General features: G+C 53.6%; 13 protein-coding genes, 3 tRNA genes and 1 pseudogene. 13 read left to right on the top strand and 4 right to left on the bottom strand.

The genetic code is table 11. From position 1 onward, the window contains the following. Positions 1 to 211: 211 nt before the first annotated feature. The 13 genes and pseudogenes from tadA to JRI95_12045 all read left to right on the top strand — a co-directional run bounded on the left by tadA (position 212) and on the right by JRI95_12045 (position 9,118). A pseudogene (gene tadA / locus JRI95_12105) lies at positions 212 to 649 on the top strand (tRNA adenosine(34) deaminase TadA). Then, a tRNA-Ser gene (locus JRI95_12100) sits at positions 636 to 731 on the top strand. The pseudogene tadA and the gene JRI95_12100 overlap by 14 nt, the downstream one beginning before the upstream one ends. Positions 732 to 796: 65 nt before the next feature. Then, positions 797 to 890: transfer RNA gene (locus tag JRI95_12095), tRNA-Ser, on the top strand. Between the two features lie 144 nt (positions 891 to 1,034). Further along, positions 1,035 to 2,714 carry a DNA polymerase III subunit gamma/tau gene (dnaX, locus tag JRI95_12090; protein MBW2062285.1) on the top strand — a complete coding sequence of 560 codons (1,680 nt, stop codon included), beginning with the start codon at positions 1,035 to 1,037 and terminating at the stop codon, positions 2,712 to 2,714. 36 nt (positions 2,715 to 2,750) lie between these two features. Then, positions 2,751 to 3,053, top strand: coding sequence for a YbaB/EbfC family nucleoid-associated protein (locus JRI95_12085; GenBank protein ID MBW2062284.1), 303 nt, complete (start codon positions 2,751 to 2,753; stop codon positions 3,051 to 3,053). 41 nt (positions 3,054 to 3,094) lie between these two features. Beyond that, positions 3,095 to 3,694 (top strand): recombination protein RecR, encoded by a 600-nt coding sequence (recR, locus tag JRI95_12080; protein MBW2062283.1) that lies wholly within the window; start codon positions 3,095 to 3,097, stop codon positions 3,692 to 3,694. A gap of 2 nt (positions 3,695 to 3,696) precedes the next feature. Then, positions 3,697 to 5,382 (top strand): biosynthetic-type acetolactate synthase large subunit, encoded by a 1,686-nt coding sequence (gene ilvB / locus JRI95_12075; GenBank protein MBW2062282.1) that lies wholly within the window; start codon positions 3,697 to 3,699, stop codon positions 5,380 to 5,382. After that, positions 5,382 to 5,885 carry an acetolactate synthase small subunit gene (gene ilvN, locus JRI95_12070; GenBank protein MBW2062281.1) on the top strand — a complete coding sequence of 168 codons (504 nt, stop codon included), beginning with the start codon at positions 5,382 to 5,384 and terminating at the stop codon, positions 5,883 to 5,885. The genes ilvB and ilvN overlap by 1 nt, the downstream gene beginning before the upstream one ends. 120 nt (positions 5,886 to 6,005) lie before the next feature. Beyond that, positions 6,006 to 6,554, top strand: a complete 549-nt coding sequence (locus tag JRI95_12065; GenBank protein MBW2062280.1) for a 2-oxoacid:acceptor oxidoreductase family protein — start codon at positions 6,006 to 6,008, stop codon at positions 6,552 to 6,554. Between the two features lie 37 nt (positions 6,555 to 6,591). Next, the gene (locus tag JRI95_12060) at positions 6,592 to 6,855 is read left to right on the top strand and encodes a 4Fe-4S binding protein (GenBank protein MBW2062279.1); all 264 of its coding nucleotides are present in this window, start codon (positions 6,592 to 6,594) and stop codon (positions 6,853 to 6,855) included. Between the two features lie 3 nt (positions 6,856 to 6,858). After that, on the top strand, positions 6,859 to 8,031 hold the full coding sequence (gene porA, locus JRI95_12055) for a pyruvate ferredoxin oxidoreductase (protein ID MBW2062278.1): 1,173 nt from the start codon (positions 6,859 to 6,861) through the stop codon (positions 8,029 to 8,031). After that, positions 8,028 to 8,981 carry a pyruvate synthase subunit beta gene (locus tag JRI95_12050; protein ID MBW2062277.1) on the top strand — a complete coding sequence of 318 codons (954 nt, stop codon included), beginning with the start codon at positions 8,028 to 8,030 and terminating at the stop codon, positions 8,979 to 8,981. The genes porA and JRI95_12050 overlap by 4 nt, the downstream gene beginning before the upstream one ends. Before the next feature lie 61 nt (positions 8,982 to 9,042). After that, positions 9,043 to 9,118 (top strand) — tRNA-Asn (locus JRI95_12045). Between the two features lie 407 nt (positions 9,119 to 9,525). On the opposite strand, the gene JRI95_12040 is transcribed toward JRI95_12045, so the two are convergent. The 4 genes from JRI95_12040 to JRI95_12025 form a co-directional block, all read right to left on the bottom strand. Further along, on the bottom strand, positions 9,526 to 11,340 hold the full coding sequence (locus JRI95_12040; GenBank protein ID MBW2062276.1) for an ABC transporter ATP-binding protein: 1,815 nt from the start codon (positions 11,338 to 11,340) through the stop codon (positions 9,526 to 9,528). Then, positions 11,340 to 12,200: an ABC transporter permease gene (locus tag JRI95_12035; GenBank protein ID MBW2062275.1), complete on the bottom strand. Its 861-nt coding sequence runs from the start codon at positions 12,198 to 12,200 to the stop codon at positions 11,340 to 11,342. Before JRI95_12035 ends, JRI95_12040 begins: the two co-directional genes overlap by 1 nt. 78 nt (positions 12,201 to 12,278) lie before the next feature. Further along, entirely contained in the window at positions 12,279 to 13,247 is a 969-nt protein-coding gene (locus tag JRI95_12030) for an ABC transporter permease (protein MBW2062274.1), read from the bottom strand. Between the two features lie 112 nt (positions 13,248 to 13,359). Further along, positions 13,360 to 14,970, bottom strand: coding sequence for an ABC transporter substrate-binding protein (locus JRI95_12025; GenBank protein ID MBW2062273.1), 1,611 nt, complete (start codon positions 14,968 to 14,970; stop codon positions 13,360 to 13,362). Positions 14,971 to 15,313: the final 343 nt, after the last annotated feature.

Below are 15,313 nucleotides of genomic sequence, written 5' to 3'. Positions count from 1 at the left end.
CCCAGCGTGGCCCTATCCTCACATGGTGCAATTGAATGATAAACAGAAACCAAAAAAAAGCAACCGGACATTTAATGTGCTATGAACACCGGACATTTTAATTTGCTATTGACACTGGATCGTTGATATATTGACACTTTATTCTCGGTCTGATAACGTAAATTACTTAGTAATCAGGGCTCTGTAAAGGGTGAATAGGGACGAAGTATTCATGCGTCTGGCCTTGGCCGAGGCCCGAAAGGCTGGGGCTGAGCAAGAGGTTCCGGCCGGAGCCGTTGTGGTGGATGAAGATGGCAGCGTTATCGGCCGCGCCGGCAACGCTAGCGTTATCCTCAACGACCCTACGGCCCACGCCGAAATCCTGGCCCTGAGGCAAGCTGGTATGAAAAGAGGCAACTACCGCCTCACTGGGGCGAGCCTTTACTCGACCATCGAGCCTTGCCCCATGTGCCTCATGGCCATGATTCACGCCCGGGTGGCGCGGCTGGTCTTCGGCGCTCGGGAGCCGAAGACGGGCGCGGTCGGTTCGCTCATCAACCTGGCCGAGGTTGAAGGGCTCAACCATCGCCTTGCGATCACAGGCGGCGTCCTGGCCAACGAATGCCAGGCCCTGATGCAGGAGTTTTTTAAAAAAAGGAGAGGTACCGAAGTGGTCGTAACGGGGGCGACTCGAAATCGTCTTGTCCGGTGAAGAGCCGGGCACGTGGGTTCGAATCCCACCCTCTCCGCCAGTATAAAAGAAGGAGACCGTCCCTCCCTGAAGTAAAATAAAATGGATGAATGTGAGGCAGATACAGGAGAGATGTCCGAGCTGGCTGAAGGAGCACGACTGGAAATCGTGTGTACGCTCACAAGGCGTACCGAGGGTTCGAATCCCTCTCTCTCCGCCATCATATAAAACCCGCAGCCCAGATCATGTCCGGCTGCAGGGAAAAAGATCGTTCGTTGTGACCGGCAGAAACAAACCCTTGTCGGTCGCAGCCGTTTTTAAGGATGTATAGTATCATTAAATAAAGTTTCTTCTGGCTAATCTTATGTCTTATCTGGTTCTGGCTCGTAAGTATCGCCCGCTCGTCTTTGCAGACGTGGTCGGGCAGGAGCACGTGACCCGGCCCCTGACCAACGCCCTTAAAACCGACCGTGTCGCTCACGCCTTTCTTTTTGCCGGGGCCCGGGGCGTGGGCAAGACCACGGTGGCCCGCATCCTGGCCATGGCGCTTAACTGCCGGGTTGAAGTTGACGAGCGTCCCTGCGGGCAATGCGACGCCTGCCTCGAGATCATCTCCGGCCAGGCCATTGACGTCTTCGAGATAGACGGGGCTTCCAACCGCGGTATTGATGAGGTGCGGGAGCTGCGGGAAATGGTTAAATACCTGCCCAGCAAAGGCTCGTTCAAGGTCTATATCATTGATGAGGTTCACATGCTGACCGCACCGGCTTTCAATGCTCTCCTCAAGACACTCGAGGAGCCTCCGGCCCACGTGGTCTTCATCTTTGCCACCACCGAGCCTCACAAGGTCCCGGCCACCATTCTCTCCCGCTGCCAGCGCTATGATTTCAAACGCATAACCCTAAAGGCCATCGTGGGCCGGCTGGAACAGGTCGCTTCAAACGAAGGCATCGAGATCAGCCCGACTTCTCTCAGGATCATAGCCCGGGAGTCTGAGGGGAGTTTAAGGGATTCTCTGAGTCTTCTCGATCAGGTCATTGCCTTTTCCGGGACCAGGGTGGCAGACAAAAACGTGGTCGAAGCCCTGGGGCTTATTGATCGGGCCCTGATTTCAGGCTCGGCCAAGGCGCTCCTGGCCGGAGACGCCAGCCAGGCATTGGAGCTTCTGGACCGGGTCTATACTTATGGATATGACACCAAGGAGTTCGTAACCCAGCTTCTGGAGTACTTCCGGTCCCTGGTTGTGTGCAAGGTTTCTCCTGACCCGGGGAGGATCCTGGACATGCTGGACGCCGAACTGGAGGAGTTAAAAGATATTGCAGCCGATTCAAGCCTGGAGACCCTGAATTTCTTTTTCAACGCCTTACTGGAACGCATGGAAAAATTGCGCCGCTCAACCCGGCCCCAGCTGGTCCTGGAAGCCTTGATGGTTGGATTGGCCCAAGTGGAGCCGCTTCAGTCGGTAGCAGAACTGGCCTCCCGCCTGGAGGCCTTGCTTGGTTCAGTGGGCCCGGACGTTCGAGCCAGCGATTTCAGGCGGGTTTCAGGCTCGCCGCCTGAGAAAGGCCCGGACCTAGTGGAACAGCCCCTCGAAGCGGCTCCCGCTCAAACCGGCGCCGCGCCGGAAGAAGCGGAACCGTTCTTTCAGCCCGTGCCAGGCGGAAAACCTGAATGGCCTGACTTTTTATCCACTCTCAAGGAAAAAAATAATCGGCTCCTCCTTTCTTTGCTTGAAAAAGCAGAAGTCAAGGCTTTTACTCCTGAAACGGTTGAGCTTGAATTCCCCAGTGAGCCGGAGGTCGCTTTCGTCAACCACGACCGGGACCGGCTGGTGGAACTCATCAATGAATATCTCCAGGCCCGGCCGGAGATTAAAATAAATGCCAGACCGGTCAAGGCAGAGCCTTCTGCCAAGGCAAAGCCCGGCCGGAACGCAGAACAAAGCAAACGGGCCGAAGAAACGATTCGCCAGCATCCCATGATCAAATCGGCTCAGGAGGTTTTGGGTGCGAAGCTGGTAAAAATACTTACGAATACCAATTGAACAAGGGAGGCAGACATGCTCAAAAACATTTCTGGCATGGGGGGCTTGATGAAACAGGCCCAGAAGATGCAAGCGAAGATGATGGAGATCCAGGAAGAACTGGCGGAAAAGACGGTTGAAGGCACCGCGGGCGGCGGTATGATCACAGTGGTGGCCAACGGCCGGCAGGAGATCATGTCGCTCAAGGTGGAGCAGGAGGTCGTGGACCCGGAAGACATCGAGATGCTTCAAGATTTAGTACTGGCCGCGGTTAATGACGCCTTGCAAAAATCCAGGGACATGATGGCTGAAGAGATGCAAAAGATTACCGGCGGCCTGAAGATCCCGGGCCTGTTCTAATAACCTAGTTTTTAAATTTAACCGCTTTATACGGAGCGCATATGGCATACCACCCCCCGTCTTTGGTGAATTTAATTGAGAACCTGAGCCGCCTCCCGGGGATCGGCCGCAAGACCGCAACCAGGTTGGCCTTATTTATTCTGCGCCAGCCTGAGGACAGGGTGCAGGCCCTGGCTAAAAGCATCCTCGAGGTCAAGGAAAAGATCCTTTTCTGCAGCGTGTGCCATAATTTTACCGAAGAGGACCCTTGCCGCATGTGTCGAGACCCGAACCGGGACACAGGGATCATCTGTGTGATCGAGGGCCCTGGGGATGTGATGGCCCTGGAGGCGACCGGGGTTTTTCAAGGCCGTTATCATGTCCTGGGTGGAGTTTTATCGCCTTTGAACGGGATAGGTCCTGAAGATTTATACATCAAGGAACTACTGGCTCGCGTGGAAAAGGGGGATGCTCAGGAGGTCCTGCTGGCAACGGGTTCCAGCGTCGAAGGAGAGGCCACGGCCAACTATCTGGCCGATCTCCTCAAGGAGAAGGGGGTGCGGGTCACCCGCATCGCACAGGGTATGCCTTTAGGAGCGGACTTGGAGTACGTGGACGAAGCCACCTTAAGAAAGGCGGTAAACAACAGGCGGGAGGCCTGAAGATGACCACAGGGAAGAAGACAGGGGCTCAAATCATTATTCAAGGTTTGATTGATGAGGGTGTAGAAACGATATTCGGCTTTCCCGGAGGAGCGGTCATACCGATTTATGACGTGCTTTACGATGCGCCCATCCGTCATATATTGACCCGGCACGAACAGGGCGCGGCGCACGCCGCCGACGGCTTTGCCCGGGCCACGGGCCAGACCGGGGTTTGCATGGCCACTTCCGGACCCGGAGCGACCAACCTGGTTACCGGTCTGTCCAACGCCTACATGGACTCAATTCCCATAGTCGCCCTGACCGGCCAGGTGGCTGTGCCCATGATTGGCAACGACAGCTTCCAGGAAGCCGATATCTATGGCATCACCATTCCCATCACCAAACACAACTACCTGGTCAGGGACATCAATGACCTGCCGCGCGTCATCAAGGAGGCCTTTCACATCGCCAAAACCGGCCGGCCCGGACCGGTATTGATTGACATCCCCAAGGACATCCAGGCCGCTGAGGTCAGGCCCAGGAAGATCGGCTCGGTCAGGCTCCCCGGTTATTCTCCTTTGACCAAAGGCCATCCGCGGCAGATCGAGGCCATTGTCCAGGCCATCAAGAACGCTCGACGGCCGGTGATCTACGCCGGCGGCGGGGTGGTCAGTTCCGAGGCCAGTGATGAACTCAGGAAGTTTGTCCAGAAAACCAGGATCCCCATTACCACGACCCTGATGGGGAAAGGCGTCTTTCCGGAGCACGACCCGCTCTCTCTGGGCATGCTGGGAATGCATGGCACCAAATATGCCAATTACGCCATCCATGAGTCCGATCTGATCATGGCCATGGGGGTGCGATTCGACGACCGCGTCGCAGGCAATGTCCAGAAATTCGCCCCGCTGGCCAAGATTATTCACATTGACATTGATCCGGCTGAGATCGGAAAACGCATGGCCGTGGACATCCCTATTGTTGGAGACCTCAAGAGCATCCTCGCCATGCTCAATCAGAAAATCCAGGCCCAGGACCGAAAAAGGTGGCTGAACCGGATCGCTCACTTGAAACAGGAATATCCTCTGACCTTTGATCACAGCGGTCCTCTCAAGCCCCAGTTTGTCATCCAGACCTTAAGTGAGATGACCAAGGGAGAGATCATCGTGACCACCGACGTGGGGCAGCATCAGATGTGGGCCGCTCTTTACTACAAGACCAGCGAAGCCCGTCGCTTCATCTCCTCGGGCGGAGCGGGCACCATGGGTTTCGGGTTCCCCGCCGCCATCGGGGCGCAAATCGGCCGGCCGGACATGACCGTCGTGGCCCTCTCCGGGGACGGAAGTTTCCAGATGTGTATCCAGGAACTGGCCACGGTTCGGATGCACAGCATACCGGTTAAGATCTTCATCTTTAATAACGGCTACCTGGGCATGGTGCGGCAGTGGCAGGAAATCTTCCACCAGCGCCGCTATTCACACACTCATCTGGAGTTTAACCCGGACTTCTGCAAGGTGGCTGCCGGGTACGAGATCCCTGCCTTTCGGGTGACCCAACCGGCCAAGGTCAAGCCGACCATCGAAAAGGCCCTTAACATGGACGGTCCGATCCTGATTGATTTCCGTATTGCTCCGGAGGAAAACGTCATTCCCATGATTCCACCGGGGGGCGGGCAAACGGATTTCATCGGAGAAGGAGAAGAAGAATGATGCACAAAATGATCTCCATCCTGGTGCGCAACCACCCCGGCGTGCTGTCTCACGTGGCTGGCCTGTTCACCCGGCGAGGTTATAATATTGAAAGTATCGCCGCCGGTGAGACTGAAAACCCGGACGTGACACGCATCACCATCGTCGTGGCTGGCGATGAGGCTATCCTGGAGCAGGTGACCAAGCAGCTGCGTAAGCTCATTGACGTCATCAAGGTCCAGGACCTCAGTTATTCCCGCTCCATCACCCGGGAGCTCGTCCTGCTGACCATTTATTCGCCGGTGGACAAACGGGCGGAGGTCATCAACACGGCCAATACCTTTGGGGCAACCGTGGTGGATATTACCGATAAGACCATGACCCTGGAGTTCGTGGGAGACGCCCGTAAGGTCAATACCATCATGCGGGCCCTGGAAGGATTCAAGGTCAAGGAGGTCGCCCGGACCGGTCTGGTGGGTCTGCCTCTGGAAAGCCAGATCGAAGGTAGTCTAAATATGCTCTGAGTACGGGCCAGGTAGATAAATTTCTTATAAAAATGGAAATTTAAACTTGACAACAAAGGGACGAACAAGATAAATGAGAAGCTTCGTAGCGGGAGCCAATTTTCACCTGAGGAGTTAAAAATGATCGAAGTCAGATTTCATGGCCGGGGAGGCCAGGGTGCGGTAACTTCGGCTGAGCTAATGGCCTTGGCGGCGATTGAAGAGGGGAAGTTCGCCCAGGCTTTTCCCAGCTTTGGCCCGGAACGCCGCGGCGCCCCGGTGACCGCCTACCTGCGGGTTGACGAGCAGCCGATCCGTCTTCGAGAAAAGATCTATGAACCGAATATCGTGGTGGTTCTGGACCCGACCGTGATGAACATCACCAAGGTTGACGAGGGTCTTCACAATGACGGGATGCTGATCATCAATACGAATCGTGATGCAGCAGATATCCGGACCGAATACGGATTCGCTCAGAAGCTGGCCCTGGTGGACGCTACCGGGATTGCCACGGAAACACTGGGGTTGCCCATTACCAACACGGTCATGCTCGGCGCCTTGATCAAGGCCACGGGCCTCATTGATCCCAAAGCGATCAACGGCCCCCTGGCCAGGCGTTTCGGCTCTATCGCTCCGAAAAATCAGAAGGCTTACGAGCGTGCCTTTTCAGAAACAAGACTGGAGGAATAAGGTGCCTAAAATAGATGCGCTTTTGAGTTGGAAGGAGATGCCTTTCGGCTGCTACGTGCTTGAGCCGGGCAGCACCATGGATTACAAAACCGGTGACTGGCGATCCCAGCGGCCGGTCTTGGATCGGGAGAAATGCACTTACTGCGGGCTGTGCTATATCTACTGCCCGGAAGGGGCATATCACGATATGGGAGCGGAAGAGAAATATTACCAGGTTGATCTGGATTACTGCAAGGGCTGCGGCATCTGCGCCCATGAATGCCCGACCGATGCCATCGCAATAATCCCGGAGGAGGTCTAACCTATGGTAAAACGAGTTGGTATCGAAGTCTCCCTGGCTCTGAGCGAGGCGGTTAAAATGGCCAACACGGATGTGATCGCCGCCTACCCCATTACGCCTCAAACCCACATTGTCGAGCATCTCTCCGAACTGGTCGCGGATGGTGAACTGGACGCGGAGTTTGTTCCTGTGGAGTCAGAACACTCGGCCATGAGCACCTGCATTGGTTCCTCAGCCACCGGGGCGCGGACATTCACTGCCACTTCCGCCCAGGGACTGGCCTTGATGCACGAGCTTTTATATATGTCGCCGGTCTTGAGGCTGCCGATTATACTGGCCGTAGTCAACCGGGCCATGTCACAGCCCATCTCCATCTGGAGCGATCATTCCGATATCATGGCCGAACGGGACACCGGCTGGATTCAGCTTTTCGCTGAAAACGGGCAGGAGGTTTATGACCTGATCCTCCAGGCCTTTCGCATCGCTGAGGACCCTGAGGTCATGCTCCCGGTGGCCGTCAACCTGGATGGTTTTACCTTGAGTCACGTTGTCGAGCCGGTGATCTTTACAGAACCTGAGGAGATGAGCAGGTTTTTACCGCCTTACAAACCGGCCATCCGTCTGGACCCGGACAATCCGGTTAGCATGGGGGTTTTCGGTATCCCTGAGATCTATACTGAAACCAGAAAGGTGACGGACGTGGTTTTGTTGGAATCCAAAAAAACCATCCTCAAAGTCTGGCAGGAGTTCGCGGAGATCTTTGGCCGAAAATACGCCCCACTCGAGGCCTACCACACCGAAGACGCCGACACCATCCTGGTAGTTATGGGCTCCATCGCCGAGACAGCCATGACCGCGGTGGATGAGATGCGGGCCGATGGTAAAAAAGTCGGCTTGCTTAAGATCAGGCTCTGGCGTCCCTTCCCGGATGAGGAGTTCAGGGCCGCTGTGGCTAGCGCCAGGAAGATCGGCGTGATTGACCGCTGTATGACCCTCGGCTCTCACGGCGGTCCGGTACTTATGGAAATCAGGTCCCTGCTTTATCCTATGGCGAACCGGCCCCATATCTTTGGGTTCACCCTGGGCCTGGGCGGCCGGGACGCCCCGCGCGACGATTTCAAATATATCTATGAACAGTGCCAGGTTCTGCCTGAAAAAGGCCAGGACCGTTACGAGATGGTGGGGGTGATGGAATGACAGCCGAAGCTCTAAAAAATTTCACTAAGATAACAGCCAAGACCATCCCTGAGGTCGAGCCCTTTGCCTCCGGTCATCGCGCCTGCCAGGGCTGTGGCGAGGTCCTGGCCTTGAGACTGCTTATGAAGGCCATCGGCCCGGAAATGGTGGCTGTCTCCTGCACGGGGTGCATGGAAGTGGTTTCCTCCACCTTCCCTCAGACCTCATGGCGGGTGCCCTGGATTCATGCGGCCTTTGAGAATGCGGCCGCAGTGGCCTCTGGAGTGGAAGCCGCCCATAAGGTCATGATACGCAAGGGGTATCTCCCCAAAAAGAGGATTCCGGTGGTGGCCATCGCGGGTGACGGCGGCACGGCCGATATCGGCCTCCAGGCCCTGTCCGGGGCCCTGGAACGCGGTCATGACTTCGTATATGTCTGCCTGGACAATGAAGCCTACATGAACACGGGCATCCAGCGTTCTTCAGCCACGCCCTTTGGCGCCATGACCACGACCACGCCTCCGGGGAAATATTCCCAGGGACAGCATACCCAGAAGAAGAACATGCCTGCCATCGCAGCCGCTCATGACATCCCCTACGTCGCCACGGCTTCCCCGGCTTACCACCTCGATCTCATGAACAAAATCAGAAAGGCGGTCGCCATCGAGGGTCCGGCTTATGTCCATATCTTCTCCCCCTGCCCGACCGGCTGGCGCATGAGGCCGGAGCTGGCCGTGGAAAGCGCCCGGCTGGCGGTGCGAACCCGCGTTTTTCCGCTCTATGAGATCATTAACGGAAAGTATATCCTGAACCGCAAGGTCAACAAGCCTAAGCCGCTCCAGGAATACTTTCAGCCTCAAGGCCGCTTCCGGCACCTGGATGAAAAGACCGTGGCTAAGATTGAAAATCGGGTCAATGCCGAGTATGAGAAGATTGCGAAGCGGGCAGAGGCAGACGCGCCTGAGGAGTAGCGAAAAAATATAAATCCCTATTGACCAAAAAGGCGATAAGAGATAAAAGATAAATAAGGTATCCCCGGTAGCTCAGCTGGTAGAGCGGGTGGCTGTTAACCACTTTGTCGGCGGTTCGAGTCCGTCCCGGGGAGCCAATGATTTCAAGGGCTTAGGCTAGTTAGCTTTAGTCCTTTTTCTTCCTGGGAAGCATATGGGAAGCATGGAGAATGGATTTCAGAGTCAGGCATTCCCGTTATGAGCTGGGTGTCACACTATTCGACCGCCACCCGCTTCATTTTTACTCCGCCATTTAGAATCAATGGCTCCCTTGCTGGGGTTTCATGATACTATTCTCTTATCACAAATTTCAGGGCATTGAGATATTTCTATCTTATCAAAGGTTCAGGGACTGTTGTGATCGTCAGGGGATATCTTTAAGACCAAGGCAAGATTCAGGCATAGACTAAGTCTACGTCAATCCCGGCAAACTCACTTTTTCTCACTAAAAAAATGATCATAGAAGGGCGGGGGAAAAACCAAACGTGACGGCCGTTCTTATCTATTAACGCACAAACTCTTCGCTGGAGCGATGGCACTCGATGGTATGTCCGTCTCCAATATCTCTGATCGGCGGATCAACCCGATCACAGGTGCCGTCAATCGCCCGGGGGCACCGGTCGAAAAACGGGCATCCGATCTCAGTTAACGTGACGACACGATCAATCCCAGCTTGCGCTTCCTGGGTCTCCATGGCCTCTTCCAGCCATCCAACCCGCAACTCAGGCACTGAGGATATAAGGAGGCGCGTATAGGGATGGTATGGAGGGGAGAGAACCAGGTCTGTTGGTCCCTGTTCAACAACGCGTCCCGCATAGAGGACTATGATTTCATCCGCAAAAGAGGCGACAGTTGACAGGTCATGGCTGATGAAAACAAACGATACCCCGGTATCCTGACGCAGCCGCTTGAGAAGTTCAATGATGTTAGCACCCACGATGGTATCGAGCGATGAAATAATTTCGTCACAAAGAAGCACCTCTGGGGAAGCAGCAAGTGCCCGGGCCAGGTTGACCCGCTGTTTCTGCCCGCCAGATAATTCCTCAGGATAACGGCCAGCCAGTTCCGGTGACAATTCGACCATGCTAAGCAACTCCCCTATGCGTTGCCGTTTTTCATTACCATGCATACCCAGGTAAAAAGAGAGGGGGCGGCCTAGAACATTATCGATTCTCTGACGCGGATTAAGAGCGGTGTCCGCCATCTGAAAGACAAACTGTACTTTCTGAAGTTGTTCCCGAGTGCGATTCCTGAGATCGGGCTCGAGTGGTTCGCCGTTCAGCAACACTACACCCATTTTTGCTGGAAGCAGCCCTGACATGACCCTGGCCAGAGTAGACTTACCGCATCCGGACTCTCCAATAACACCCACGGTGTGCCCGCGTTCGATAGTCACATTTACATCACGCAGAACCATGGGCAGAGCCCTCCGACCTGTCCTTTTACCGTACCCCGTGGTTATATCTCTTACTTCCAGGGCGGGAACATCTCGCTTATAACCGTTATCGAGATCGTCACCTTGTCCCGCGGCAGGCGGAGGCCGGACTGCGGCCATCAGGTGCCGGGTATAACTGTGCCTCGGTTGGTTGACGATCTGTTCGGTTGTTCCTCGCTCCTGGACTTTTCCAGCGTAGAGAACAACAATGTGGTCGGCGATCTGTGCGACAACCGAGAGATCGTGTGTCACGTACACCGCGGCTGATCCTTCCTGCTCGATCACGGCCTTAAACGCCTTTAAAACCTCGATCTGAGTGGTAACATCCAGTGCCGTGGTAGGCTCATCCAACAACAAAAGATCAGGTTTACCGCAAAGTGCCATGGCGGCCATAAGTCTTTGCAGTTGTCCGCCGGAAACCTGGTGCGGATAACGTCTTCCCAGCCGGTCAGGATCGGGCAATTCCAGGGCGCGATAAAGTGATTCGGCACGCTGGTTTGCTTCCTCATGGCTCATCTGGCCTTGAATCACGGCTGATTCAGTCACCTGTTCTCCAATGGTCAGCGCCGGATTAAAGGCGGCGGCGGCGCTCTGCGCCAAGTATGCCACGTTTTTTCCTCGAATGCTCCGTTTTTCATCGTCCGGCATGGAAATAACATCCCGGCCGTTGAGTCTGACCTCACCTCCAGCAAATACAAGCCCAGGCTTGGTATATCCTAATGCGGAAAGCGCAATTGTGGTTTTCCCCGACCCGGACTCGCCAATCAGGGCAACCACTTCACCGCGCTCAACATTAAAACTCACACCTTTTACAATAGGCAAAAAACTACCATCGTCTTTTCGAGCGTCGATTTTTAGCAGGTCTACTTCCAGAAGCGCGGACATCAGATCATTCTTTTTGCCAGTTTTCCGCCGGAATGAGCGGAAACATCGTCTACGATCATGTTTATCGATATGGTAAGAGTGGCAATGGCCAAAGCCGGTACTAAAGGAGCAATGGAACCGTAGGGCAAGCCTGCAAGATTTTCCTTAACCATACTGCCCCAGTCCGACATAGGTGGCTGGACACCAAGTCCAAGAAAACTCAGACTGGAAATAAAAAGGATTATCCAGACAAACCGCAGCCCAAAATCGGTGGCAAGCGGCATGATAATGTTGGGTAGAATTTCACGGGTAATAATCCACCTCAAACCTTCACCTCGCACCTTGGCAGCTTCAACAAAATCACTTACCTTAACTTCCTGACCTAATGCGCGGGCGATCCGGAAGACACTGGTGGCATAAATGAAGCCGGTAAGCACAATTAAAATCGGGATGGTACTGCCGACGGCGGCAATCACAATAAGGCCCAGCATTATAGTCGGTATGGATAGGAAGGCATCATTTATGCGGCTGAGTATCATGTCGAGCGATTCTCCGCCAACCGCCGCGGCGATACCCAGGGTCACACCAATACAGTAGGCCAGAATTGTGGCGGCAAGGGAAATGCCTATGGTTGTCCTGGCACCGAACAGGATACGTGATAATATGTCCCGGCCCAGATAGTCGGTTCCGAGAAAGGTGACCTTGCTGGGGTTCAGAGAATCAGTCGCTGGATACATGTCATCACTCCCCGGTTCGATAAAAAGGGCTTCATCCAGAATGTCTGCCTCATGATATGGGGAGATGTAGGGGCCGATTAATGCAATGATTATCCAGAAGGCGACTACACTGATTCCGAGTTTGCCGCTCCAGGAAAATTTCATGCTGCGTCTTGGCGGCGCGTCGAAGAGCTCCTCGAACTGCTCGTTTTTTTCGTCTATATCCGACATGCCTGCTGCCTTCTACCTGGGATGGCGCAGCCGAGGATTCGACAGAATTGAAACCATATCCGCGATAAAGATTAAAACAACATAGGTTGTGCAAAAAATCATGGCACAAGCCTGGACCAAAGGAAGATCCCTGGTCTGTACGCCGTCGATCATCAATTTCGCCAGTCCGGGATAGGCGAAAACCGTTTCGACAATAACCACTCCACTGATGAGCCAGGCCAGATTAAGTGCAATGACGTTTACGATGGGACCAATGGCATTTAACAGTGCATGTCGTAAAATGATGCGTTTCCTGGGCATGCCTTTGAGAATAGCCATTTCGATATAGGGGGAACTCAATACATTGAGCACTGTTGCCCGGGTCATGCGGACAATCTGAGCGGATACTACAATAACCAGGGTTAGGGTCGGCAAGGCCAGGACCCGCAATAATTGCAGGCCGGTCTCATTCCCGCTCATATAGGCGATCGAAGGCAGCCAGCCCAACTGAACGGCCAGTATGAGCACCAGAAAGGTGGCCACAAGAAATTCCGGTAATGAAATCAGGCTGAGTGTAGAAAAGGTGATAATACGATCCAACCGTGTCCCGGGATACATTGCTGCAGCAAGTCCCAGAGTTAATGATAATGGAATTGCGATCAGCGCTACCATACCAGCCAAGCGGAACGTATTCATTAAGCGGCTACTGATCATGGTGGAAATCGCCGTACCAACCGTACCAAAACCGGCACCTGCCTTGGATATCCCAAGATCCCCGGTCACCAGATCGCCCAGCCAGAGGAAATACCGTATGTAGGCAGGTTGGTCCAGGCCAAGGTCGTGACGCAGGGCTGCCAGAGAATCCGGAGTGGCCATCTGCCCAAGGATAATCTCAGCAACGTCCCCCGGGAGCACACTGGTACCAACGAATATCATGACTGATACCACGAACAGAGTTACAATCCCGATTATAATCCGACGCAGAATGGCCCTTCGCAGCATTCTCAGTACAGCCTCATAGGAATTGGTTAAATATTCGAGTGATTATGAAAAAAGAAAAGGTCTGCATGATACACTCATGCAGGCCTTTATAATTACTGATTACCGGTCAATCCTACGCTTCTATCCAGGCGAACTCAGGCCATTCGCATCCGCCTAGGAAGCCCAGTGGCTGTTTTGGAATACCGTGAATCTTATCGTTGATACCGTCGATGCTATTCACGTGATATGGTATTACCATTCCACTGCCGTTGTGCACCAGTGTTTGCATCTCACAATACATCCCATGACGTTTCACGGGATCTGTCTCAGCCAGAGAGAGTTTCAGCAGTTCTCCAACCCGCTCGTTATTCCAGAAAGTGTCGTTCCACGCGCCTCCGGGTGCAAACTGAAGTGCCAGCATGGCGTTGGCTGTGGGGCGCATGTTCCAGGTAACCACGTTCATGGGTTCCTTCATCCAGACCGAGCCCCAATATCCATCAGTGGGCATTCTCTTGATCTTGAGATCGAATCCGATCTTCTTCAGATTAGCCTGCATCAGGAGACACATTTCCTCAAGACCCGGAATGATCGGAGCGGTGTAGAGTTCAGCCGTGGATATCCCGGCCTTGTTGAGGTGCCACTTTGCCTTATCAGGATCATATTCGCGTTGCGGTAATTCATGGCAATGGTCCTTTCCAAATGCCGGTGAAATCGGCTGGTCATTGCCTACCATGCCATGCCCCTTGAGAATGGACCGTACAATACGCTCGCGATCCTGAATGTACTGCATGCCCTTGACAAAATCATCGTCCTTGCCGGGCATTGTGTTTTTGAGACAGCAGATGCCGCCGTAAGTAGCTGTTGGTGTTGAACTGATATGAACACCCTGAGCTTGCTCGACCAACCGGATACTCTTGGCGTCAACCGCGGTAATGAGTTGTACGTCACCGGCAATCAGCGCATTTACACGGGCAATGGGATCGGTAATCGCAGTGATTTCCACCTCATCCAGGTAAGGACGATCACGCCAGTAATCTTTGTTCCGCGCGTGGGTCGATTTCACGCCCGGCTCAAACGATTTCAGCACAAAGGGACCGGTACCATTCCCTTTCTTAAAATCCTTTGTATCTTTCTTGACGATCTTGGCCTGTTTTTCCCCAAGTTTGGCCGGCAGGTCAGCGTCCGGTGAATTGAGGATTGCTTTTACGGTATACGTGTCAACAAGTTTCCATTCGTCCACCGAAGCCATTAAGGCCTTGATCACGGAAGGTGAATCCTTACCGAGATGACGGCGCATGCTCCAGACTACATCGTGTCCGGTCATGGGAGACCCGTCGTGGAAATGCACACCTTTTCGGATCTTGAAGGTGTATTCGGTGGCGCTCTTGTTAACTGACCATTCCCCTGCCAACTCAGGATGCAGGCTCATGTTATCAAGAATTTGAACTAGGCCGTTATAAACCACATGCATGCGGGTGTAATCGATGGTGGATGTTGCGACGATGGGGTCCATCTGATCATCAGGACCGTGCATTTCGGCGGCCATCCGGACGAATCCACCCTTACGCGGTGTCGCGGCGAAAACTTTTTTCGGTAACATGAACCCCGCCATTTGGCTGGCTGCAGCCGCTGATACACCTAACAGTGTCGCGTTGCGGATAAAATCCCGGCGGGATAGATTACCTTTCGCTAATTCGTTTTTTAATTCAGGTATGGCCGCGTGAATTTTTTTCCTTTTGCCCATGGTTTCCTCCTTTTCCGGTTGAGGTTGACTGTTTATGGAATGTTCACGCTTGATATCATAACCGTGGCGGTCGTGGCCGGAGCGTTTAACCTAGGAAAACTTTGGCTACAACAATTAATAAGAAAAACAGGAATTATAATCTAGTTTTAATTAAATTAATCTTATTTGAAATTTCGTCAGTTAGAGTTATATTAGCAAAAAAAATTTTCACGGTCAAGAAAGCGTTCCAACCCAAAATCCGCGATTACAATTGACAGAAGTACCTTGCAGTAGTTTTGGGGGCGATTTAGAGCCTTTTCAAGATATGTTTTTGTATAGCAGCACGATGAAGCCGCCTTAATTG

Source organism: Deltaproteobacteria bacterium (assembly GCA_019308995.1).
GTDB lineage: Bacteria > Desulfobacterota > Desulfarculia > Adiutricales > JAFDHD01 > JAFDHD01.
This window is presented reverse-complemented; position numbering and strand designations above follow the sequence as displayed.